General features: G+C 52.4%; 20 protein-coding genes. 11 read left to right on the forward strand and 9 right to left on the reverse strand.

The genetic code is table 11. The features are described from left to right. Positions 1-132 precede the first annotated feature (132 nt). On the forward strand, positions 133-366 hold the full coding sequence (locus B4923_RS05945; RefSeq protein WP_109053448.1) for a type II toxin-antitoxin system Phd/YefM family antitoxin: 234 nt from the start codon (positions 133-135) through the stop codon (positions 364-366). Positions 367-394: 28 nt separating this feature from the next. Next, the gene (locus tag B4923_RS05950; protein ID WP_109053449.1) at positions 395-727 is read left to right on the forward strand and encodes a type II toxin-antitoxin system RelE/ParE family toxin; all 333 of its coding nucleotides are present in this window, start codon (positions 395-397) and stop codon (positions 725-727) included. Between the two features lie 157 nt (positions 728-884). On the opposite strand, the gene ygjG is transcribed toward B4923_RS05950, so the two are convergent. The 3 genes from ygjG to B4923_RS20850 form a co-directional block, all read right to left on the reverse strand. Next, positions 885-2,291 (reverse strand): putrescine aminotransferase, encoded by a 1,407-nt coding sequence (gene ygjG / locus B4923_RS05955; protein WP_211313929.1) that lies wholly within the window; start codon positions 2,289-2,291, stop codon positions 885-887. 371 nt (positions 2,292-2,662) lie between these two features. Next, complete coding sequence (gene patD / locus B4923_RS05960; RefSeq protein ID WP_109053451.1) at positions 2,663-4,087, reverse strand: aminobutyraldehyde dehydrogenase; 1,425 nt, start codon at positions 4,085-4,087, stop codon at positions 2,663-2,665. Positions 4,088-4,204: 117 nt separating this feature from the next. Further along, positions 4,205-4,363: a hypothetical protein gene (locus tag B4923_RS20850; protein WP_170116019.1), complete on the reverse strand. Its 159-nt coding sequence runs from the start codon at positions 4,361-4,363 to the stop codon at positions 4,205-4,207. A 287-nt stretch (positions 4,364-4,650) separates the two neighbouring features. Here B4923_RS20850 and B4923_RS05965 point away from each other — a divergent pair, with 287 nt between their 5' ends. From B4923_RS05965 to B4923_RS06000, 8 genes are all read left to right on the forward strand, one after another. Then, positions 4,651-5,160: an RNA polymerase sigma factor gene (locus tag B4923_RS05965; protein ID WP_109053452.1), complete on the forward strand. Its 510-nt coding sequence runs from the start codon at positions 4,651-4,653 to the stop codon at positions 5,158-5,160. 81 nt (positions 5,161-5,241) lie between these two features. Next, positions 5,242-6,177, forward strand: a complete 936-nt coding sequence (locus B4923_RS05970; RefSeq protein ID WP_109053453.1) for a FecR family protein — start codon at positions 5,242-5,244, stop codon at positions 6,175-6,177. Positions 6,178-6,473: 296 nt separating this feature from the next. Continuing rightward, positions 6,474-9,158, forward strand: a complete 2,685-nt coding sequence (locus B4923_RS05975; RefSeq protein ID WP_109053454.1) for a TonB-dependent receptor — start codon at positions 6,474-6,476, stop codon at positions 9,156-9,158. Positions 9,159-9,276: 118 nt separating this feature from the next. Beyond that, positions 9,277-9,897, forward strand: coding sequence for a heme acquisition protein HasA (locus B4923_RS05980; protein ID WP_109053455.1), 621 nt, complete (start codon positions 9,277-9,279; stop codon positions 9,895-9,897). 168 nt (positions 9,898-10,065) lie between these two features. Then, positions 10,066-11,907: a type I secretion system permease/ATPase gene (locus B4923_RS05985; protein WP_109053456.1), complete on the forward strand. Its 1,842-nt coding sequence runs from the start codon at positions 10,066-10,068 to the stop codon at positions 11,905-11,907. 107 nt (positions 11,908-12,014) lie between these two features. Further along, the gene (locus B4923_RS05990; RefSeq protein WP_109053457.1) at positions 12,015-13,373 is read left to right on the forward strand and encodes an HlyD family type I secretion periplasmic adaptor subunit; all 1,359 of its coding nucleotides are present in this window, start codon (positions 12,015-12,017) and stop codon (positions 13,371-13,373) included. Positions 13,374-13,375: 2 nt separating this feature from the next. After that, on the forward strand, positions 13,376-14,728 hold the full coding sequence (locus B4923_RS05995; RefSeq protein ID WP_109053458.1) for a TolC family outer membrane protein: 1,353 nt from the start codon (positions 13,376-13,378) through the stop codon (positions 14,726-14,728). A gap of 739 nt (positions 14,729-15,467) precedes the next feature. Beyond that, positions 15,468-16,808 carry an anaerobic C4-dicarboxylate transporter gene (locus tag B4923_RS06000; RefSeq protein WP_109053459.1) on the forward strand — a complete coding sequence of 447 codons (1,341 nt, stop codon included), beginning with the start codon at positions 15,468-15,470 and terminating at the stop codon, positions 16,806-16,808. Between the two features lie 123 nt (positions 16,809-16,931). Here B4923_RS06000 and cuyB read toward each other — a convergent pair whose 3' ends face one another. The 6 genes from cuyB to B4923_RS06030 all read right to left on the reverse strand — a co-directional run bounded on the left by cuyB (position 16,932) and on the right by B4923_RS06030 (position 22,438). Further along, positions 16,932-17,720 (reverse strand): cysteate racemase, encoded by a 789-nt coding sequence (gene cuyB, locus B4923_RS06005; protein ID WP_109053460.1) that lies wholly within the window; start codon positions 17,718-17,720, stop codon positions 16,932-16,934. Continuing rightward, positions 17,720-18,730, reverse strand: coding sequence for a D-cysteate sulfo-lyase (gene cuyA / locus B4923_RS06010; protein WP_109053461.1), 1,011 nt, complete (start codon positions 18,728-18,730; stop codon positions 17,720-17,722). The genes cuyB and cuyA overlap by 1 nt, the downstream gene beginning before the upstream one ends. A gap of 22 nt (positions 18,731-18,752) precedes the next feature. Next, positions 18,753-19,571 carry an ABC transporter ATP-binding protein gene (locus B4923_RS06015; RefSeq protein WP_109053462.1) on the reverse strand — a complete coding sequence of 273 codons (819 nt, stop codon included), beginning with the start codon at positions 19,569-19,571 and terminating at the stop codon, positions 18,753-18,755. After that, positions 19,571-20,341, reverse strand: coding sequence for an ABC transporter permease (locus tag B4923_RS06020; protein ID WP_109053463.1), 771 nt, complete (start codon positions 20,339-20,341; stop codon positions 19,571-19,573). The genes B4923_RS06015 and B4923_RS06020 overlap by 1 nt, the downstream gene beginning before the upstream one ends. A gap of 6 nt (positions 20,342-20,347) precedes the next feature. Continuing rightward, positions 20,348-21,316: a taurine ABC transporter substrate-binding protein gene (locus tag B4923_RS06025; RefSeq protein WP_425428595.1), complete on the reverse strand. Its 969-nt coding sequence runs from the start codon at positions 21,314-21,316 to the stop codon at positions 20,348-20,350. Between the two features lie 99 nt (positions 21,317-21,415). Next, positions 21,416-22,438: a malate/lactate/ureidoglycolate dehydrogenase gene (locus B4923_RS06030; RefSeq protein WP_109053465.1), complete on the reverse strand. Its 1,023-nt coding sequence runs from the start codon at positions 22,436-22,438 to the stop codon at positions 21,416-21,418. 301 nt (positions 22,439-22,739) lie between these two features. On the opposite strand from B4923_RS06030, the gene B4923_RS06035 reads away from it, so the two are divergent. Next, entirely contained in the window at positions 22,740-23,762 is a 1,023-nt protein-coding gene (locus B4923_RS06035) for an ABC transporter substrate-binding protein (protein ID WP_109053466.1), read from the forward strand. The last annotated feature ends 15 nt before the right edge of the window (positions 23,763-23,777 follow it).

A 23,777-nucleotide genomic window follows, 5' to 3' on the forward strand; every position in this document is an offset into this window, starting at 1 on the left:
CCAGTCAGTTTTATCTGACTGGCTTTCGCTATTACCAGCAGATAGCATCTTGAAAACAGATTAAATAGAGACTAAATTCAGACCATACAATATCTATTTCGGACCAAATGCACTAATACGGGGACAGGAAGCATGAAGGTAGAAACCATTAGTTTTGTCAAAAAACATGCCGCTGCACTTGATCTGTCTGAACCGATCATGGTTACGCAGAATGGTGTTCCTGCTTATGTGATTGAATCATACGAAGCGCGGAAACAGCGGGATGATGCCATTGCGTTACTCAAACTTCTCACCCTTTCTGAAAGGGATAAAAAACAGGGGAAGGTTTACTCTCGTGACCAATTACTCGCAGATATAGATAAATAACACGACGGAAATTGGAGAGATTCAAATAATGACCAGGGACGTTAACATTGAGTACACGGAAACAGCGAAAAGTACCCTGAGCGACATCGCTTATTACCTTCAGAAAGTTGATGTCAAGCCACTGCCTGTCATTGAGAAAATTATCAACGAATTCGAAGCAAAAGTGTCCACTTTCCCGAACGGGTGTCAGATTGTTCCTGAGCTCTTGAAAATTGGCTGCGATAAATACCGTGAATGCAATACCAGCAACGGCTATCGCGTCATTTATTCAACCGAACAATCCTTGATAACCACTCATGTAATTCTGTCTCAAAAACAGGATATCCAGCAGACCCTGTTTAAGCGTCTGATCGAAATCTAGCGGTTACCCGTAGAAAACACCGGAACCTTGTAACATCGCCGGCGACGACCCGAAGGGTGGCAGACAGGGATCACTCGCCGTAAAAAAACCAGTCAGTTTTATCTGACTGGCTTTCGGTGTGACAGCAATTTTATGCTGCATGTCTGTCGCGTGCTTTTCACTCTACCGCATATTCCTTCATTTTACTTTCGTCAGGCATCATGCCTCTGAGCTTTTTTAGTACCTCACCGGCTTCCTTCAGCACGCGAGCGCACTGAGCCCGGGTGATGGTTAGCGGTGGCTCAATCCTGACTGATTTCGCATTATTCAGCGTTCCCGCGACCAGTACGTTACGTTGGAAAAGTTCTTTCGCAAACGCATAACCGATCTCGTTTTTACTGAACTCGATAGCCTGCAATAAGCCCATGCCGCGAGTCTCGACAATCAACTCGGGATAGTCAGCCGCAAGTTGCCTTAACCCTTTTAATAAAAACGCGCCTTGTGACGCAGCCTGATCCGGCAGTTTTTCGGTCAGCAAAACGTTGATAGTCGCCAGTCCAGCGGCGCAAGCCAACGGGTTGCCACCAAACGTCGTGGTGTGCAGGAACGGGTTTTCAAACAGCACGGAAAAGACCTCTTCCGTTGCCACCGTGGCGCCAATCGGCATCACGCCGCCACCCAACGCCTTGGCCAGACACAGGATATCAGGCTGAACCCCGTAGTGCTCACAGGCAAACATTTTACCCGTGCGCCCCATTCCGGTTTGTACTTCATCCAGAATCAGCAATGCCCCAACCTCATCGCATAACGCTCTGACCGCAGGCAAGTAATTATCCGGTGGCACTATCACACCGCCTTCCCCCTGAATAGGTTCAAGGATAATGGCGGCCACATCGTCTCCGGTCTTCTGGCATTGATGAACCTGCTTCCGCATGGCGCTGATATCGCCAAAGGGAACATGGTGAAAACCAGGAAGTAACGGCATGAAAGGACGGCGAAACGCGGACTTGGCCGTGGCAGACAACGCCCCTAATGACTTACCGTGAAACGCGCCCGTTGCGGCAATAAAGGTGTATTTACCACGCGGGGACTGATAAGCCTTGGCCAGCTTCAGCGCCGCCTCAACCGATTCCGTTCCGCTATTGCTAAAGAAGCTGTATTTCAGATTCCCCGGCGTTAACGCCGCCAGCGTTTTTGCCAGCAGGGCGCGTAACGGGTCAAGCAATTCCTGACTGTGCAGGGGCTGCTTGGCGAGCTGCTGTTCCACTGCCGCAATAACTTTGGGGTTGCGATGTCCAACGTTGAAAATACCGTAACCGCCGAGGCAGTCGAGATATTCATTTCCCTGGGTATCAACTAACGTATTCGGGCCACTTGCGCGCCATTCGACCGCGCCGTAATCGCCTCCTGTGGTGACAGATTTTCTGTACTCCAGAAAACCCGGATTGACGTATTCACGAAAACAACTCAAAACTTCCCGGTTCAATGAGGCCATCTCATCGTGGGTTAATGTGTCACTGTTAATCCAATCTAGCGCCTGCTGAGTACACTCTAGCGGGTTGAGGTGTGCGTGTAATCTGGACAAAATAGACTCCTTGCTAACGGACATCACGCGATATCAACTTAATTAATGCACATAACACGCCAGCCGCCTGCTAAAAAAGCGAATTAAATATTAAAATCTGACATAACCAATAAAACTGAAATAAAAATTAAAATAAATCTTTACATTTAGAATTAAAATCCACTGATTATGGTTAAATCGGGGTGAAAAGAGAGGCATAAGGAAAAGACGCACCTTGATCGTGCGCACTGCATCATTTTGGTGCAAACAAATTATCGGGAGTAAATACAACGCGATAACGTCAGAACAGACGCGGTATGGGCTTCTTTCGGCGTAAGAAATGGCCCGGCGGTGAGTATGACCGGCATGAATGCCGGTCATACCAGACGAGGTTAATGCTTAATCATGATATGCCGCACGATGGTGTAGTCCTCCAGTCCATACATCGACATATCTTTCCCATAGCCAGACAGTTTCTGTCCGCCATGCGGCATTTCGCTGACCAGCATAAAGTGCGTGTTAACCCAGGTGCAGCCGTATTGCAGACACGCCGCAAGACGATGAGCCCGACCGATATCCCGCGTCCAGACGGATGACGCCAATCCGTAATTCGAAGCATTGGCCCAGCCCACCACCTGCGCTTCATCATCAAATGGCGTAATGGAAATCACCGGTCCGAACACCTCTTTCTGCACGATCTCATCTTCCTGCCGCGCACCAGCCAGAACCGTCGGCTGGAAGTAATACCCCGCCCCTTTTACACGCTCTCCGCCGGTGACTACCGTAATATGAGGCAATGCCTTGGCTCGTTCGACAAATCCCGCCACCCTTTCCAACTGTTGTGCGGTAATCAACGGGCCCAGCTCGGTTGCTTCATCCCGCGGATCGCCCATATTCAACGTGGCAACCGCTTTACCCAGGGCATCGACCACATCGTCATAAATGGCGCGATGCACATACAAACGACAGGCCGCGGTACAATCCTGTCCGGCATTGTAGAAACCAAAACTCCGGATACCCTCGACCACCTGATCGATATCCGCATCGTCAAATACAATCACCGGGGCTTTGCCCCCTAATTCCATATGCGTGCGTTTTACACTGGCGGCCGTATGGGAAAGAATGTGTGCCCCCGTCGCAATCGAACCGGTCAGCGATACCATACGCACCCGCTCATGACCGGTCAGCGCATCGCCGATATCCGCCCCGCGTCCGAACAGAATATTGACCACCCCGGCAGGCAGAATATCCGCCAGCAGGTGTGCTAAATGAAAAGTAGTCAGCGGGGTTTGTTCCGCTGGTTTCAGCACCACGCAGTTCCCCGCCGCCAATGCCGGAGCCAGTTTCCATGACGCCATCATCAGCGGGTAGTTCCACGGTGCGATAGAGGCCACCACGCCAACCGGATCGCGCCGAATCATTGACGTATGTCCTTCCAGATATTCTCCTGCTGCCGATCCCGTCAGGCAGCGCGCCGCACCGGCAAAGAAGCGAAACACATCCGCCACCGCCGGGATCTCATCATTCAGCGCCGCATGATAAGGCTTACCGCAGTTGAGCGATTCAAGACGGGCAAATTCCTCGGCATGCGCTTCGATGGCATCGGCAATTTGCAGCAACAAGATAGCGCGCGTTTTAGGCGTAGTCTGTCCCCACTGAACAAACGCCGTATCTGCCGCTTTTACCGCTGCATCAACCTGGTGCAAATCTGCCTGAGCAATCGAGGCAATTTCCTCGCCATTGGCCGGATTAAAAATCGCCAGCGCTTCCCCCTGACCCGCAACCAGCTTCCCCTCTATAAGCAATTTGTCATGCATAACGCTTTCCTTATGAACAGAAAATTACTGGAGTTCTCACGTATACCTCGCTATCCACACGCTTTCTGCCTGCAAGATATCTGCCACTTTGCAGAATTGACCAGCACCGCTCTCGTCCTATGGCGTCTTTCCCGGCTCATTTTGCGTTTGTGTCGCGGCTTCCCGCGCTTCTTCCGCCAGGGTCTCAATCTCCTCGTCAGTCAGTTGTTCGGACGCTTCATGCACTTTGGCAAGTCCTTCGCTGACGGTCACGTCTTTCGGATCCTGTGTGGTCATTACCTTTCCTCAGCAGCAAAATAGTAAACATACAAAGATAAGTGTAGTCGAAGGGGGAATTCCGCCAATCTGAAGAAGATTTAACTCTTCTTTCTGCTTGTTCATATGTGATAATAATTATCAATTACATCATATTTTTATTACTCAGGGCCTTATCCGGTCGATTTCAACGTGCAGCACTGCGGCAAGCGAACCGATCCCATACGTTCAGATAACGCCGTGATGATGGAGAAAGGAGAGCCGTTGCACCTGAGAGGATGGGATAAGTCACCTGACGGGACGTTGGGATGTCAGAGTCTGAACTCAGAATACTTTTCAACCATTATGCTCAGCGGTTAGAACGGTATCTTAATCATAAACTGCGCGACCCCCAGACTGCGGCGGATTTGGTGCAGGAGAGTTTTCTGCGTCTGGCACAACGGCTGGAGCAGCATAATGATGTGGGGGATAAGAAAGCCTACCTCTATAAAACGGCCAATAACTTACTGCTCGACCACATTCGCCATCAGCAACGCTGGCAAATGACGTCATCAGCCGAAGATGCCGATGCGCCGCTGGACGATCTGCCGGACATCACGCCGCATCTCGATCAGGCGGTAATCTCTCAGCAGGAACTGGAACGGCTGGCTGTCGTTTTATCTACGTTGCCTGAACGTTCTCAGCAGATATTCCGTCTACATCGGCTGGAACAGATGACGCAGGTGCAGATTGCCCGACAGTTGAACATTTCGCTCAGCACTGTCGAAAAACATCTGGCCAACGCCTTGAATGCCATGATGAATATCCGTTTAACCTGAAGATAATCACAAATTATTTACGGGTTTATGACTACCAGACGTCTACATACTTAGAGACCATATTAAAATCAGGCCTACCAGATGAAAGATTATCCCCCTGAAATTAGGCAACAGGCAGCATTATGGGCCATACGTCTGGCAGAAGCCCCACTGGAAGACGAGCAGGAACAGGCATTTCAGCACTGGCTACAGCAGGATCCCCGCCATACGTTGGCCCTGCAACAAGCCGGGACGCTTTGGCAAGGGTTGGGTTCGCTCAGTACAGAGCAAAAACAGGCGTTTGAGCCGCGTGTGGCGCCGATAAAACGCTTCGCCCACTGGCGGATTGCGGCGCTATTGCTGTTGGGACTGAGCTTCGGTACGGCATGGTTTTCCGACGGATTTTTAATGCTGCGGGCAGATTATCGCGCTGAAAATCAGGTTCGCAGCGTCACATTGCCTGATGGCAGCCAGGTCGAGATGGACGCGGGCAGCGCTATTGCTATCGCCTACAACCAGCACGAACGGCGGATAAAACTGCTGCAAGGCAATGCCTGGTTCACGGCGGCGCCGGTTAATACCTTGGAGCAACGTCCCTTTCTGGTCGATGCAGCGTCAGGCACCACGCAGGCACTCGGCACCCAGTTCATTATTCAGAACACCCCGCAGGTGACCACCGTCGGCGTGGTTGAACACAGCGTTCAGGTAACAGCGAACGGACAAACGTTGCGCCTTGATGAACAGCAGGCGGCGCGCTACACTCCACACGGCGTGACGCGTGACCCCGACTGGAATAGCCGCGACAGCAGCGACTGGACGCGCGGCCAGCTGGTATTCAATCAGCAGCCGCTGTCCGATGTGGTCGATCGCATCAATCGCTATCATAGCGGAACGGTGATCGTTTCCGGCACGGCATTGCGTCAAAGCCAGGTCAGCGGCATCTTTTCGCTGAACGAATTGGATAGCGCGCTAAAAACCATTACCGCCGAACTGGGCGCTAAAACCGTCACGCTTCCCGGCGTTACCATCTTGTACTAATCCTCCCCAAACCTCCCCGCCACTCCTGCGGTTTTTGTCGGGCGTGGTCAGGTCTGAAAAATAGCCAGAAGATACGGAAAACCCGCCATAAAAGCCGCTGGGAAATTTTCACTGTCACCACGCGACACCCCGCCGAGGAAAAAAATTTAAAGATTTTTTTACGGGTTCTGCAATCTCAGCCGTCTTCATATTTAGGTAATGATTTTTATTATCATTTTCATTAAGAAACAAATGGACATATATCCATCTGTTTTTTAACGCTTATTGATAATCTCATTGACGGCAGAACAGGCAAAATGGACAAAATATTACAATATCAACCCCTCCGTTTATTACCGGCTAGTAAACTTTCCGTTGCCATTGGTATCGCGCTTTCGTTGCTCAGCCCACAGCCAAAAGCACAGACCGAAACCCATGTCGCACCGGAGCATCAGGCGCAATCCAGCCGGATCGCGGCGTTTTCCATCAGCGCACAGCCCCTGCACACGGCCTTACTGCGTTTTGCTGAACAGGCAGGCCTACAGGTGTTTTTTGCCGATGTAAAGCTGGAGAACATGCAGGGCAACCCGCTCCAGGGACGTTTTACGCCAGAACAAGGACTACGCCAGTTAATTGGCAACAATCCCGTTGATTTCCAGATCAGCGCAGTTGGCGTCATTACGTTACATCCCCGCGCGACCCATGTAGACCGTGTAAAAGTCGATGACACGATGGTGGTGCGGGCACTGAGCGTCGCCAACCCCGGAGACTGGATCTACGAACAACCCCGGGCCATCAGCGTGATTTCACGCGAACAGATGGATAACCGCCCAGCCCGCCACGCCGCCGACATGCTGGAACAGTCCGCCGGGGTCTACTCCAGCGTCAGCCAGCAGGACCCCGCATTATCGGTGAATATTCGCGGTATTCAGGACTTCGGCCGCGTGAATATGAATATCGACGGGATGCGGCAGAACTTCCAGAAAACGGGGTATGGCCAGCGTAACGGACAAATGTATATCGATTCCGAACTGCTCTCCGGCGTCACGGTTGAAAAAGGCGCAACGAACAGCATGGGGAGCGCCGGGACGCTGGGGGGCGTGGCAACATTCAATACCGCTAACGCCAGCGATTTTCTGGCGCCGGGTAAGGAGTTAGGCGGCAAGCTGCACGCCAGTACCGGCGATAACGGCACCCACTTTATTGGCAGCGGTATTCTCGCGCTGGGCAATGAAACCGGGGATATTCTGGTCGGTGCCAGCGAACGCCATCTGGGTGATTACTGGCCGGGTAACGATGGCAACCTCGGAAATATTCGGATCCCCGGCAGTTCAAACAATTACGACACATGGTCAGAGAATCTGAAACACCAGAAAGTCACCAACGCGGCATATACCATGCGATCGCGGCTGGCCAAAATTGGTTGGAATATGCCGGCAAATCAGAGGATCCAGCTCAGTTATATGCAAACGCAGACCTCTACCGAAAATACCGGTACGTTGTCCGATCTCTCTGACTCTGAGCTGGGATGGAAAGCCAGCGGCCAAAGCGAAATCATGGCTCGTAATACGGCGCTGGACTATAGCCTGAATCCAGACAACCAAAACTGGCTGGATTTTAAAGCCAAGATCTATTACGCCGATACCGACAACGATACCTATAACTACGCGACGTCCGCCAATAGTGCTTATAGCGAACGTACCCGGCTACGAACCTACGGCTTACAGGCACAAAACACATCAAAACTCTGGTTTAGCGGCGCACATGACCTGAGCGCCGATTACGGGCTGGAACTCTATTACGACAAGATAACAACAGACAGTAATAGCAGTAGCGCAAGCAGCGCCACTCCCGCAGGTAATCGCACCATGGCAAGCCTGTTTGCCAATCTGAATTATGCTTATGACGACTGGCTTACCCTGCATGGCGGGATGCGCTACGATCGTTATCGGCTACGCGGCACTGCCAGTCTCAGTTATCGAGAGATTGCCTACACCGTCGATGCCCCCTGCACCGGACGGTCAATTGCGCTTTGCTCGCCGCTAACTAACGAGGTTACGCAGAACTGGGACGTCGATGACGAACACGGCAAGATATCGCCCACGCTGTTTGCCGGGGTAAAACCGGGCGTTGACTGGCTGCAACTGTACACCAGCTACGGACTGTCATGGCGTCCGCCTTCAGTCAGTGAAACCTTTGCTAACGGCACCTACAGCGCGGGTAATTATTATCTTTATCCAAACCCCAACTTAAAGCCAGAGCGTTCCCGCGCGTGGGAAGTCGGTTTCAATATCCAACATCCGGATCTGTTGCTTGAAGGCGACCGGATCGTCGCCAAGATGTCCTATTTCGATACCAAGATCAGCAACTACATCAGTCTGAACGGAGCCAGAAATAAACCGGGTTATAACGGCTATTCCCTCAGCAACGCCGTGTTCCAGAACAATCTGGCAAAAAGCCGCTTCCGTGGGTTGGAATATCAGCTGAATTACGATGCTGGCTTCCTCTATGTTGATGCCACCTACACTCACATGATCGGTAACAATGATTTCTGCGCGCCCGTCGCCTGGTTAGGCGGCGTGACCACCGTCGGCGGCTCCAGAGGTAACTACTACTCAACGCCCGTGGATACCTCCGCCAGCGATTTCTACTGTCAGAAAACGCTCTTGTTCAGCAACGCGGCTTACCTGCCGGGGGATCGCGGTTCAGTGACGCTGGGCGCCCGCGCTTTCGATCGCAAACTGGATATGGGGATCACCATGCGTTTCGCTCCCGGCTATCAGGATGCGACAGCGCCCAGCAACTCGGCCTATTTAGCTGACTGGCCTAAATATCGGGTATATGACCTGTATGCCAGCTACCAACTGACCGACAGTCTGACCTTACGAGGTTCAGTAGAGAATATTGCCAATCGCGCCTATATCGTGAGCTACGGTGAATCACTGGGGTATACCCCAAGCCGGGGAAGAACCGTGCAGGCCGGGGTGGAATATCGATTCTGATTTCACTGTCATCTGAGAAAGATGACAGGAAAGCAAGGGCGACGGTTATCAACCGACGTCTTTCGCGGCATACACGGATTGCCGTGTATATCAATCGTTAGTTAATGAGGAGTCTGTTATGAGTTTTGCAATTACCTACGATAGCTACTATGCCGATTACAGCATTACCGATTACCTGACTGAATGGTCAGCTGCATTCGGCGATGTTAATCATACGGCAGGCAATACCGAGGTCGGAGGAAACAATACCGGCGGCTTCTACGGTGGCGACACATTTATAGACGGAACTCAGTATGGCATTACGAGTACGCAAAATGAGTTTTCCGCACTCATTGCTGAAGGCGATCTGACCTATACCCTCTTCTCCGCCCCCGCCCATACGCTGTATGGCGATCTGGATAGCCTGACATTCGGTAATGTCTTGCAAGGTGGCACCACGGCTGGAACCGCCTATTATCTTGCTGAACCAGAAGTCACCTTTAGTGGACTGGATCTCTCAACTGACGTTGCCAATTTGACGGTTGATAACCGCGGCGTTGTACATGACGTGGTCTACGGTCTGATGAGCGGCAATGTTCAGCCACTGCTGGACGTGCTGAGCAGCGCCGGTATTGATATTAACGCCAGCCTGGATAGCCTGAGCTTCGCGACGGCAACATCTGATTCCGCGATTACCACAGATGCCACCGTCGACGTCGTCGGCGTAGCCGATACCGCTGACATCCTGTTAGCTGCATAAAAAAAACGGCTAAGAGTCTCACCTTTTAGCCGTTTGAGAGAATACCGCTGCGGTGCAGAGAGAACGAACGCCGCAGCGGTTATCCGAGTGTAATGACTACCGGGAAGCCTCGTCAATAGCGGTACGGCTAACGGCAAGGCTTCCATTCTATTGAGGAAGGACTATCCCATGCCCGTATCCCGTTCGGCCTCATCAGGCAGGGAAATTATCGACGCGCTGGCAACGTACCGTCAGGGATTCTGGGGGATTGGTCTGTTCAGCGCCGTCATTAACCTGCTGATGCTGGTTCCCGCCATTTATATGTTGCAGGTTTACGATCGCGTCCTGCCTTCCGGCAATACGATGACATTGGCAATGCTCACGGTCATTACGCTGGGGCTGTTCTTATTGATGGGATTACTGGAATGGATACGCAGCGCCGTCGTGATCAGCCTCGGTACGCAAATGGACATGCAGCTCAATCAGCGTATCTACAATGCCGCGTTTGAAAATAATCTGAAAAGTGGTTCGGCCCGGGCCGGACAGGCATTGAACGATCTCACCACATTGCGCCAATTCGCTACCGGCAATGCCCTGTTCGCCTTTTTTGATGCCCCGTGGTTCCCGATTTATCTGCTGGTGATTTTCCTGTTGCATCCGTGGCTGGGGATAATGGCGCTCAGCGGCGCCATCGTACTGATTCTACTGGCGTGGCTGAACCAGCGTCTGACGCGCGAGCCCCTGGCGCAGGCGGCAAAAATTACCGTTCAGGCCACGCAGCAGGCCAATGCGAATCTGCGCAACGCCGACGCGATCGAAGCCATGGGGATGCTGGGCACCATGCGTCAACGCTGGCTGACGCAGCATCGCCAATTTCTGCATTACCAAAATGTGGCCAGCGAAAAAAGCGCCAATATCACCTCACTGGCAAAAAGCACCCGTCTGGCGCTTCAATCGCTAATGCTGGGGCTGGGCGCACTGCTGGCTGTTAACGGCGAGATCACCCCCGGCATGATGATAGCGGGTTCAATTTTGGTCGGTCGGGTATTGAACCCCATCGATCAGATCATTGCCGTCTGGAAGCAGTGGATGCAGGCGCGGCTTGCCTGGCAGCGTCTGAATGAACTGTTGGATCAAAACCCGGTGCGAATCGCCGGCATGGCTTTACCGGCGCCCCAGGGGAAGTTACAGGTGGAGCAGTTGAGCGCCGGCCTGCCGCATTCCCGCACGCCGATACTGGCTAACCTGACGTTTGAACTCTCTCCAGGCGATGTACTGGGGATTCTGGGCCATTCAGGATCGGGAAAATCCACCCTGGCGCGGCTATTGGTCGCCGCGCTCCCGCCGCTGAGCGGCAAAGTCCGGCTGGATGGCGCAGATATTCATCAGTGGGATAAAGAACATCTGGGCCGTTTCGTCGGCTATCTGCCACAGGATGTCCAGTTGTTCAGCGGCACCATCGCCGAGAATATTGCCCGGTTCAATCAACCCGACGCCGAAAAAATCGTGGCGGCCGCCATGACCGCAGGCGTACACGAGATGATTTTGCGTTTACCGCAAGGCTACGACACGCAACTGGGTGAAGGCGGCACCGGCCTTTCCGGTGGACAAAAACAGCGCGTCGCACTGGCGCGGGCCATTTACGATCGCCCCAGGCTGATCGTGCTCGATGAACCCAACGCCAGCCTGGATGAAGACGGAGAAAAAGCGCTATTGGCCTCTATCGCGGCGCAACAGCAAGCGCTGAGTACCCAGATCCTGATTACCCATAAACCCAGTTTGCTTTCCTGCGCCAATAAATTGTTAGTGCTGCGGGCGGGCCAAATCCAGTATTTCGGCGAGACGCATCAGGTATTGAAAGAACTACAGCGGGCCCAGACAACCAAACCGTCAGCCGCCGCAGCCCGGCCGGCGTCCCCGGTTAAAACCGCCGCAGCGGCTAACGCATTCAGCCCATCCCTACCCGGTTCGTCCGGGTTAAGTATGGTTTACAACGCGTCAGGCCCGCGTAAAGCCGTGCCGGATAAATAACGAGAATTGCCTCATCCAATGCAGAAAAGGTTACTCAGGAGTTTGTACGCCAGGGATTGGCTTATTATCCGATGGTCCAACGACCGTGCTTGTCAACGAGGATGGATATGTCTGCCTTACCCGAATTGAAACGTCAGCCGAATACGTCATTCACCGAGGCCGCGGAAAACCCTACCGTCATGCCCCTGCATACCGATGCCGGACGCTATTTAAAACGCGGAATACTGCTGGTTCTGCTCGGATTTTGCGGCATGTTGCTTTGGGCCGGGTTAGCTCCGCTGGATAAAGGCGTGGCCGTATCAGGACGCGTTATCGTTGCCGATAACCGGAAAACCGTACAACCCGTCAGCGGGGGACGCATCGCGACCCTCGCGGTGCGTGACGGCGAACGGGTGCAGGCCGGCCAGCCGCTCGCGACGCTGGATCAAACCCCGGCACAGGCCCAGCGCGATAACCTGTCGACCCAGCTTCTGGAAGCGCAGGCGAGCGAAGCCCGTTTAAAAGCAGAACGCGATAATCAGGAAACCATTATTTTTCCTGACACGCCCTCGTCATCCGCACACATTTCGCAGCAAATTCGAGCGTCGCAGCAGCAACTGTTTATTAGTCGCCGGGCCGCGCTGCAACAGGAGCTTGCGGCGATGCAAGCGGCGATAATGGGCGCAAAAGCGCAATCCACAGGCGCACAGGCGTTGCTCAACAGCAACCAAACGCAATATCACATCATCAACGAACAGCTACAGGGATTGCGACCGCTGGCGCAGGAAGGCTATATCGCCCGTAATCGTCTGCTTGACGTAGAGCGTCAGGCGGCACAGTTGGCTGGCGCCATTGCGCAGGAGCGTAATAACATCGTGCAAATTCAGCAGCAGATCATCGAACTGGAGCAAAAAATACGCCAGCGACAGAACGAGTATCAAAAGGAAGTACGCACCCAGCTTGCTGATATCCAGCTTTCAATTCAGGACATCACACATCGGCTGAAATCCGCCGAATATGAATTGCAAAATACGCAAATCCGGGCGCCCGTCAGCGGCACGATTGTCGGGCTGGCGCTGCATACCGAAGGTGGCGTAGTCAGCGCCGGGCAAATGCTGATGGAGATCGTCCCTGACGGACAACCGCTGCTGATTGACGCTCAGTTGCCTATCGAATTGGTAGACAGAATCGCGGAGGGTTTACCGGTAGAGTTGCTCTTCTCCGCGTTTAATCAGTCCACGACGCCGCGGATCTCGGGCGTGGTGACGCTGATTGGCGCCGATCAACTGGTCGATCAACAGACTGGCACCCCCTACTACGCCCTGCGTATCCGCGTTGATGAGCAAGGAAAACAGCAGTTGGCGGGTCTGGACGTTCGTCCCGGCATGCCGGTTGAGGCATTTGTGAGAACGGGGGAACGCTCATTGCTCAACTACCTGTTCAAACCGTTATTCGATCGTCTGCATATCGCCCTGAGCGAGGAATAATCATGCTTTGCTTTTCACGCATCGGTGTGATCCGCCGTTATCGTCTGCTGTTGTGGTTGTTCACACTAAGCTACAGCGCGCCGGGTCAGGCGCTGGGATTAATGGAAGCCTGGCAGCGCGCCTTAATTCACGATCCCGCCTTTCAGGCCGCCATTCATGCGCGCAACGCCGGCATAGAAGAAAAGAATATCGGGCGTGCCGGACTGTTGCCTAAAGTCAATTACGACTACAGTCAGTCACGTAATGACTCCACTGTCACCAGCAATAACCAAAAGTCCGAGCGTGACTATAATAGTCACGTTTCCAGCTTTTCCTTGCAGCAACCCCTGCTGGATTACGAGGCCTGGTCACGTTATCAACAGGGAGAAGCCAGCGCCGTACTGGCTGATGAACAACTGCGGGATCAGAGCCAGCAGCTGCTGGTGCGCTTATTTCAGGCCTATAGCAATGTGCTGTTCAGCCGGGAACAGATTACCCAGGTGCAGGCTCAGCAGCGCGCTTACCGGGAACAATATCAGCTTAATCAGCGGTTATACCAGCAAGGCGAAGGCACCCGGACCGACATTCTGGAAACCGAGGCCAGACTGAACCTGACCGATGCCCAACTGATAGAAGCGCAGGATAATCTTGATATCAGCCTGCGCGAACTGGAAACCTTACTGGGCATGCCGATCGCCGCAGAACAACTCGCCACGCTAACCCCGCGTTTCACACCACGCCAGCTCCAGCCAGCCAATTATCAACACTGGCAAACACTGGCTCTGCGTCATAATGCGCAATTGCTGGCGCTCACTCAGTCGCTGGCCGTGGCTAAATATGGAATTGAACGCAACCGGGCGGGTCATCTGCCACAGGTCACGTTAGTCGCCAGCACACGCAATACCCAATCAGATACGGAAAGCAGCTATAACCAGAAATACGATACGCGTTCGATCGGCATCCGGGTGAGCGTGCCGATTTTCGCCGGAGGGGGCGTTTCCGCCGCCACGCGACAGGCTCAGGAACGCTATCAGCAGACAGCAAGGGAAAAAGACGAGCAGACCGCCGCCGTTCAGCTCGAACTGCGCCGCCAATTTAATCTGGTGACCAGCAGTCAGGCGAAAATGCGGGCTTATGAATTAGCAGAGCAATCAGCGCTGGCGCTGGTGAATGCCACCCGAAAAAGCGTTCAGGGCGGAGAACGGGTCAACCTTGATGTGCTCAACGCCGAGCAACAGCTTTATGGCGCACGGCGTGACCTCACCGAAGCGCGCTATACCTGGTTAACCGCATGGCTACAGCTCCGCTATTATGCCGGCACGCTGGATGAACAAACGCTGCATCAGCTCTCCGCCTATTTCACGCATGCCTCTTAGTCGCCTCATCTCCCGGGTCACCGGCAAACCCGCGTCTGTACTTGCCTTTGTGGCCGGGGAGATATCGTTTTTTTTGTATTTTCAAATGGAGATGAGCGAAAATATATTCTAAAAAATTTTATATAAATATTATTTTAATAACTTTAAACGCTATAAGCCCCTAAATAAAACGGTATGGCAAAAATAAAAAACAGCGGAAAATGGCAATTTATGATAAGAAAACGCAGTAAAGATCAATCATTATCCTTACTCTTGGTCTGTATGAGATCACAATTATTGACATTCATAATCAAAAAGGATTTAGATTTAAATTATTTAAAAAAATCATAAATATCAATAAGATAAAATTATAATACACCTTATTGAGTAATGAATGCATCCATAAAAATGCGTTAATGCACTCATAAAGCAACCTAACAGACCAAAACAGAGAACCAACTTACAACAAAAATAGAACAACAATTCAATGAATGAATAATCTATGATACATCCGTTAACCTGATTATTACCGCTCAAACTTAATTTATATTAAAAAACTAATTTTACAGTTAAAAAACTAAATAAAGCAAAGAAATAATAATTATTGAGAGCTATGCCATTTATTTAAAGTAAAAGAGAGAAACATAAAAATTAATAGATTTAGATCAAGAAAATTAATAACAAATAATCCATATAGTACCCGCGACGAAGGTAAGCCAACTTAATTAATTAACTCGTCATTCAGAGCAATGGGGTATCTATGGATTTTATCATTCAATTAGTCATCGTCCTTATTTGCCTTTTCTACGGTGCTAGAAAAGGCGGGATCGCACTGGGGTTACTAGGCGGTATAGGGCTGGTCATTCTGGTGTTTGTCTTTAAACTTCAACCCGGTAAACCACCGGTTGACGTCATGCTGGTTATCATCGCGGTGGTAGCCGCGTCGGCAACGCTTCAGGCCTCAGGGGGTCTGGATGTCATGTTGCAGATCGCAGAACGACTGTTGCGCCGCAATCCGAAGTATGTATCAATCATCGCACCGTTTGTTACCTGTACGCTGACCATCCTGTGCGGTACCGGCCATGTGGTTTATACCATTCTGCCGATTATTTATGATGTCGCCATCAAAAATAATATCCGTCCAGAAAGACCCATGGCGGCCAGTTCCATCGGTGCGCAAATGGGGATCATCGCCAGCCCGGTATCGGTAGCCGTGGTATCACTGGTCGCCATGCTGGGTAATTTCACTTTCCAAGGGAAACACTTGGGATTCCTTGATTTACTGTCGATCACCATTCCATCTACCCTGCTGGGGATTCTGGCAATCGGTATTTTCAGCTGGTTCCGTGGCAAGGATTTGGATAAAGATGAGGACTTCCAGAAGTTCATTTCCGATCCAGAAAACAAACAATATGTTTATGGTGACACCGCCACACTGCTGGACAAGAAGCTGCCTCGCAGCAACTGGGTGGCAATGTGGATCTTCCTGGCAACCATCGCCGCGGTAGCCATTCTGGGGGCAGATGCAGATTTACGGCCGCATTTTGACGGTAAACCGCTCTCTATGGTGCTGGTCATCCAGATGTTCATGCTGCTCGCCGGTGCCATCATCATCATTGCAACCAAAACCAATCCAGCGTCTATCTCCAAGAATGAAGTGTTCCGGTCAGGTATGATCGCCATCGTGGCCGTGTATGGTATTGCCTGGATGGCAGAAACCATGTTCGGTGCGCATCTGGAAGAGATCAAAGCAACGCTGGGAACCTTGGTTAAACAGTACCCATGGGCCTACGCGATTGTTCTGCTGTTGGTATCCAAGTTCGTTAACTCGCAGGCAGCGGCACTGGCGGCGATTGTCCCGGTTGCACTGGCCATCGGTGTCGATCCGGCCTATATCGTAGCGTCGGCGCCAGCCTGTTATGGTTATTACATTCTGCCAACCTACCCAAGCGATCTGGCTGCCATCCAGTTTGACCGTTCAGGTACCACCAAGATTGGTCGTTTTGTTATCAACCACAGCTTTATCCTGCCGGGTTTAATCGGGGTGTTCACATCCTGTGTCTTTGGCTGGGTATTTGCTGCTATGTACGGCTTTATCTAAGCAATACGCCCTGTATGAAAAAAACCGTTCGGGAAACCGAACGGTTTTTTTTTATTGTGGGCTATCCCTGCCCTCCTCATGATCCCTGGCTTTTCGCGGGAATATGGCGATATCAAAAAATACTTAATTCCTTTCCGGGGATTCGTCAGCACTATTACGTGACGTTGAAACACTCACTTCACGGTGTGAAAGCCATATGTTGACACAGGCTTGCGCCAATGCCCGCGTCGGATCAATGCTGATGTCCAGCCAGCGCGACTTCACGGCAGCCAATGCCGGAGGGACCTCCGTACACGCCAATACCAGCCATTCGGCGCCACGATCGACAAGTCGCCCGGCCAGTTGCTCAAGCAACGCCCCTCCTTCTTGTAGCTCGCCGCGTTTTACCGCATAGCACCCCGGTACGAAAAACATGGCCATTTCCTGTTCAGTCGGCTCCAGCGTAATCGCCCCTTTCGCGGCCAGGCGCTGCTGATACCACCCTGCCCTGAGCGTGCCTGCGGTCGCAATCAGCCCGACTTTCTGTGGCGCCTGAACCCGATCTTTTGCCAGATGCGCAACCAATTCCAGCGTGGCATCGGCGATATGAAGCAACGGCGCGCGGCTTTCCGCGGCCAGCGCATCAAACCAGTGATGGGCGGTGTTGCAGGGGATCACAATATGACTGACAGATAACCGGTTAAGCTGGCGAATCGCCGCCAACAAAGCGGGTAATGGCGACTCCCCCGTCCCTGCCAGCGCCTGCTGACGATCCGGGATCTGTGGCACATTCCAGGCCACCACCGGGACATGATCCTGATCGCGGCCGGCGGGCGTTTCCGTAATAATCTTCTGCAACAAATCGACCGTCGCCAGCGGCCCCATGCCCCCCAGGACGCCAATGAGCGGCGCGCTATCTGGCTGAGTATTCATCAGGATGGCGTCTGTTCAAAAAGCTGGCGATAGCCAAATAACCCAGCAGAACCACCGGTATGAATAAAGACAATATTCTCATCCGAACGAAAATGCCCCTGACGTATCAAATCGATCAGCCCTGCCATACCTTTGCCGGAATAGACCGGATCGAGCAGAATGCCTTCCAACTGCGCCAGCAGCCTCAGCGCTTCCAGCGTACCTTCTGTCGGAATCCCATATCCTTTACCTACATAGTCACTATTGACGTTTACGGCATCGCGCGGGATTTCGCCTGGTATCCCCAGTAGTTGCCAGGTTCGTTGCGCCAGCGCATACACATTTTCTTCCTGCTTCTCTTTCGGCGCCCTGACGCTAATCCCCAACAAAGGGATCTGGCTGTGGGTCGCGGTCAACCCGGCGACTAATCCAGCCTGCGTCCCGGTGCTGCCCGTAGCATGCACGATGTGATCGATCCGCAAACGCTGCTGGCTGGATTGAAACAGCAATTCTTCCGCGCAGGCTACATAGCCCAGAGCGCCAACGGGGCTGGAGCCTCCGCCGGGGATCACATAGGGTTTAAACCCCTCTTTACGCAGAGTGTCGGCCAGTTCTTCCATTGCCTGCTGCATATCGGCGCCGGCCGGCAGGTGGTCAACAATCTCGCCGCCCAACAGATGATCCAGCAAGATATTGCCGGAACGCTGGTAGTCATCACCATAATCGGTAACGCGCTTTTCCAGTAACACCTTGGTTTTAAGGCCCAGCTTTGCCGCCGCGGCAATCGTTTGTCGCACATGGTTTGACTGCGTCGCGCCTTGAGTGATGATGATATCGGCGCCCTGCTGTTGCGCGTCAGCCAACAGAAATTCCAGCTTACGCGTTTTATTACCGCCGGTTGCCAGTCCGGTGGCGTCATCACGTTTGATATAAAGTGTCGGTCCGCCTAAATAGGCGGAGAGATTCGGCAATGCCTCCAGCGGCGTAGGGAAATGTCCCAGAGACAAACGGGGGAAACGGGCAAGATGCATAGCTTTCTCCTTGAATTCTGATTTACAAATTGAGATGACGACGCGCTTCCTCACGTACGCGATGAAGAATACGTTTCTTCAACACGGCGTAGTCAGGGTGCTGTGCCAAGGTTTCAATATTTCTTTCCCGACCAAACGGCAGTTCGATAGCGTCCGCGATACGACCGGGACGAGCCGACATCACCAAAACCCGATCGGCCAGAAACAGGGCTTCGTCAACATCATGCGTGACAAACAGCAGCGTTGTTCCGGTTTTCTGCCATGCGGCGAGCAGCAATTCCTGCATCATCAAACGCGTCTGCGCATCCAGCGCGCCGAAAGGTTCATCCATCAACAGCACGTTCGGGTTAGGCAGCCAGGCGCGGGCTAATGCGACACGCTGTTTCATGCCGCCGGAAAGTTGCCATGGATAATGCTGCTGGAATCCTTCCAGCCCCACCAGAGCGAGGTAGTCTGCCGCTTCATGCTGAATCCGGGCTTTATCGGCACCTTGCATCCGGGGACCAAACGTCACGTTTTCCATTACGGTCAACCAGGGAAACAGATTGGCCTGCTGAAACACCATCCCGCGCGCCGGTCCCGGTCCACGAACCGGGACGCCGTCACAGAGCACGCGTCCGTGGCTGGGTTGTTCAAAACCGGCAATCAAATTTAAAATGGTCGATTTGCCGCAGCCGGAGGGGCCAAGCAACACCACAAATTCGCCTTTGCTAATCCGCAGTGACACATCATCCAGCACGGTTAACGTTCCGCCCGGCGATGAACGGCCTTGTGAAGGGAAAGAGAGACTCACGCGTTCGACAACAATATGCGCCGCGTCTGGCTGATGAATATCCGCCATTATTCTTTCCCTGCCCACGGCACCAGTACATACTGCGCGCCGACCAATAACAGATCGAGCGCATAACCGATACCGCCCAGCAATAAAATACCCAGCATGACAATGTCAGTGCTCAGATAGGAACTGGCGTTCATTACCATCCAGCCGATACCTGAGGTGGCGGCAACCATTTCCGCGGCAATCAGTGATGTCCAGCCGATGCCGATAGCCAGCCTCACCGTGGTAAACAACTCGGGCAGCGTATCGGGCAGCACCACATGGAAAAAGATCTGCCTGCGGCTGGCGCCCAGCGTTTGCGCGACCCGCATCCGGGAACGGCCAACACGCTCGACGGCAGCGCAGGCGCCGACCACCACGCTGAGAAACGTGGCGATAAAGATAAGAAAGAACTTGGATGCTTCACCAATCCCCAGCCATACCACCGCCAGCGGGATCAGCGCGATTTTCGGCAGCGGACGCAAAAACTGGACAAAAGGGTTGAAAATAGCGGCAACGGGGGTGGATAACCCCATCAGCAACCCCAGCGGTACGCCGAGAACGATCGCCACGCTGAACGCGCCCAGCGCGCGTGCAACACTGACCGCAATATGCTGCCACAACGGCACCTGTCGGTAACCATCCTGCAACAGTTCACTGGCGGTTAACCCAATGTCTGACAGCGGCGGCAGAAGCAGCGGGTCAACCCACTGCTTCACCCCGGCTAATTGCCACATACCAAGAACCAACGCCACGGACGAAATGCTCAATAACACGTAAGACGTTCTTTTCACGACCCGTTAATTCCCTTTTGCCGCTTGCTTCAAATAGGACGAATTAATGGAATCGGCAAATGAGGAGGGAATGTCGCGCTGGCGAACCTCGCCGATGCTTTCCAGGAAATGCGCCGTTTTGGCGACCGCCTGCCCGATACCGCTCTGATCCGTGTGGCTGCCATCACCCAGCCACTCCGCGGTAGCCTGCTGTTCCAGCGTCGGATACTCCAGACCCGACAGCGTATTGGTTGCCGTGGTAACAGGGGCGCCCACTTCTTTTGCTACTGTGGCCGCCGCTTTCTCCGGATCCTGACGGAATTCGTCCACCTTCTGTTGATGGACGCGAAGGAAGCGCGCCACCGTTTCCGGATATTGCTGGGCAAACGCTTTTCTGACCACGTAGTTGTTGTAAATCAGATAGCCGTCTTTTTGCAGATCCTTGGTCGCGAAGATTGCATGACCGTCAGAGGCTTCCAGCTCCTGAGCAAACGGCGCCCATACATAGCCGGCGTCAATATCGCCGCGTTTCCACGCCGCCACCATTTCCGCAGGACGCAGGGGGATCAGGTTTATTTTGCTGCGATCGAGCTTGTTGACCGTTATCGCGGCTTCAAGCGCATACTGTGCCGTTGAATTGGGCGGATAAGCCACCCGTTTGCCTTCAATATCCTTAAGCGCGACGATCCCCGGTTTGGCAATCAGGCGTTCATAGGTCGCAATCACACCCGATACACCGACAATCTCCACCGGTAGTTTCCGTACAATGCCGGCCGCTGCCGGACTGGAGCCAAAATTAGCGATATCTATCGCATTACTGGCAAAATAATTCAGCGCATCGGCGCCAGAAGCGAATTGCACCCATTTCACCGGTGCGCCCAGCGCTTTTTGCAATGAGCCGTCAGCTTTGGACAATACCAATACCTGCGAGCCGCCGCTGTAGGCCACCCGCACCTCATCAGGTATCTTTTCTGCCGCCGATACAGTCAAAGTCATTAAAAACAGGCTGCCAAGACCTAACGCACCAAATAATTTTCTCATTATGTTTCCCTATGGAATGAAATAACTGACAAATTCAATAAATTAAAAGAAGAATTAAGCGACCTGCTTATTTAATTCAAAAAGTTGTTTCCAGCTGGTGTCATCAACATAAATTCCATTTTCACTACGCTGGCGATAATGGTTCTTTTCAGCATCGCCCGGCAGTAATAATTCTCCATCATCCCGGGATTGACGAACCCACGCTAATAAATCCGGAATTTCCTGTTGATAGGTTTCCGCGCCCCCTAACCGTTGTGGATCAATTAAAATGGATAGCATGCTGTTAATAATCTGTTTACCTTCGCCTTTTGCCGTACGTTCTGTTTTTCCGCCGGTTAATGCGGCGCCCAGCAAAGAACAAATCAGTGATAAACCTGACCCTTTATGTTGTCCGAAAGACAGCAGCGCCCCCAACGGTTCTTCCATCAACCAGCGTGGATCAATCGCGGGTTTCCCTTCATTATCGACAATACAACCCGGGGCCAGCTGCTTCCCTTCATTCCAGGCAATGCGCGCTTTATTACCGGCAATCACACTGGTCGCAAAATCCAGAATGACGGGATCGTCGCCTTCAACAGGGATACCCGCGCAGAAAGGATTCGTGCCAAAACGCGGGCGCTGTCCCTGCCATGGCAATACAACAGGCTTGGTATAGACGTTGGCAAAATGCAGTGAAACCAGCCCAGCTTCGGCGGCCTGTTCCGCCCAGGCGCCAATACGCCCCAGATGATGGGCATTCGCCAGACTAATGACCGCCACGCCTTGTGACTGCGCACGTTCTATCCCTTGTATCAGCGCCTGTTTTGCCACCACCTGCCCGAACCCCTGATGACCGTCAAAGGAAATCAGCGGGCCAAAATCCAGCGTCTTTTCAGCATTGGCATAAGGCGATAACCCGCCTTCCTGAATTGCCGCAATATAGCGCGGCAGCATGCTGACGCCATGTGAATCATGGCCTTTCAGACTCGATTCCACCAGATTATCCGCCACGGTACCCGCCACGACGGCATCAACCTCAATATCAACCAATCTGGCGCGTAAATAATCGCGCAAATAATGATGACTAAATACGGGCATAATTGCCTCTTAACACAGACCTAAACAAGATAGGCATCACTATAACGCCAGGTGTTTTATACATAACTGAGAAATACAACTATCGATAGCAAATAATCTTCTAAGGCAAAGATATCCGGGGGTTAAAGCGAACTTCACTAATAAAAAGAACAATTCTTCTAAGTTATTCCAAAAAAAACTTTATTAATACCAACCATAAAAAATAGGATTCACCTAGATTCTCCATTTAAAAAGTCCGTCAGGATCGAAAGTATATTCGCATAAAATTTTCTTATGATTTGATAATTAATAGAGAGAAAAAATGAATAGCACAGTTAAAAATAAAAAACTCAGTCGGTTAACGCGAGCGGCGGCATTAATTGGATTAACACTCGCGTCTTTTGCCTCTAATGCGGAAGGGAATATCAGTATTGCGCAACAATTCGGTATTGGTTATCTGATATTGGATGTCGTGCGCGATCAAAATTTGATCGAAAAACACGGCAAACAGCAAGGGCTCGATATCAAGGTAGACTGGCGCACACTCTCCGGCGCAACCGCCATTAATGAAGCACTGCTGTCAGGCGCGCTGGATGTCGCCTCTGCTGGCGTACCGCCGATGTTAACCGTATGGGACCGCACCCGCGGTAAGCAGAACGTCAAAGCCATTGCCTCTCTGGGATCGATGCCGAACTATCTGCTCAGTAATAATCCTGCGGTCAAAACCATTGGTGATTTGAGCGACAAAGACCGCATTGCCGTTCCCGCCGCCGGCGTGGGCTTCCAGTCTCGCACGCTACAGATTGAAACCGCTAAACAGTACGGCGTTGACGACTTCAAGCGCTTTGACAAAATCACGGTCAGCCTGCCTCATCCCGATGCCAGCGCGGCATTGATCGCCGGCGGCTCAGAGATCAACACGCATTTTTCCAGCCCGCCATTCCAGTATCAGGCGCTGGAACATGCCAACGTCCACAAGATCCTCAGCTCTTATGATGTGCTGGGAGGCCAGGCCACATTCAATGTGCTTTACACCACTCAAAAATTTCATGATGAGAATCCGAAAACCTATCGCGCATTCTACGATGCGCTCGCCGAAGCCGCCCAGATTATCAAAGCTGATAAACCTGCCGCCGCCGAAACGTATATCCGGGTGGAAAAATCACGACTCGACCCGGCGCTGGTGAAAAAAATCGTTGAAGATCCAGAAATCGATTTCACCATTACGCCACAGCGTACCTATGTCTATGCCGAGAAATTACACCAACTTGGCGTGTTGAAAAATAAGGCTGACTCCTGGAAAGACTACTTCTTTAGCGAGATCCACGAGCAGCCAGGTAGCTAATCACGACGACCGGAT

This window comes from Brenneria roseae subsp. americana (assembly GCF_003115815.1).
Classification (GTDB): Bacteria; Pseudomonadota; Gammaproteobacteria; order Enterobacterales; family Enterobacteriaceae; genus Brenneria; species Brenneria roseae.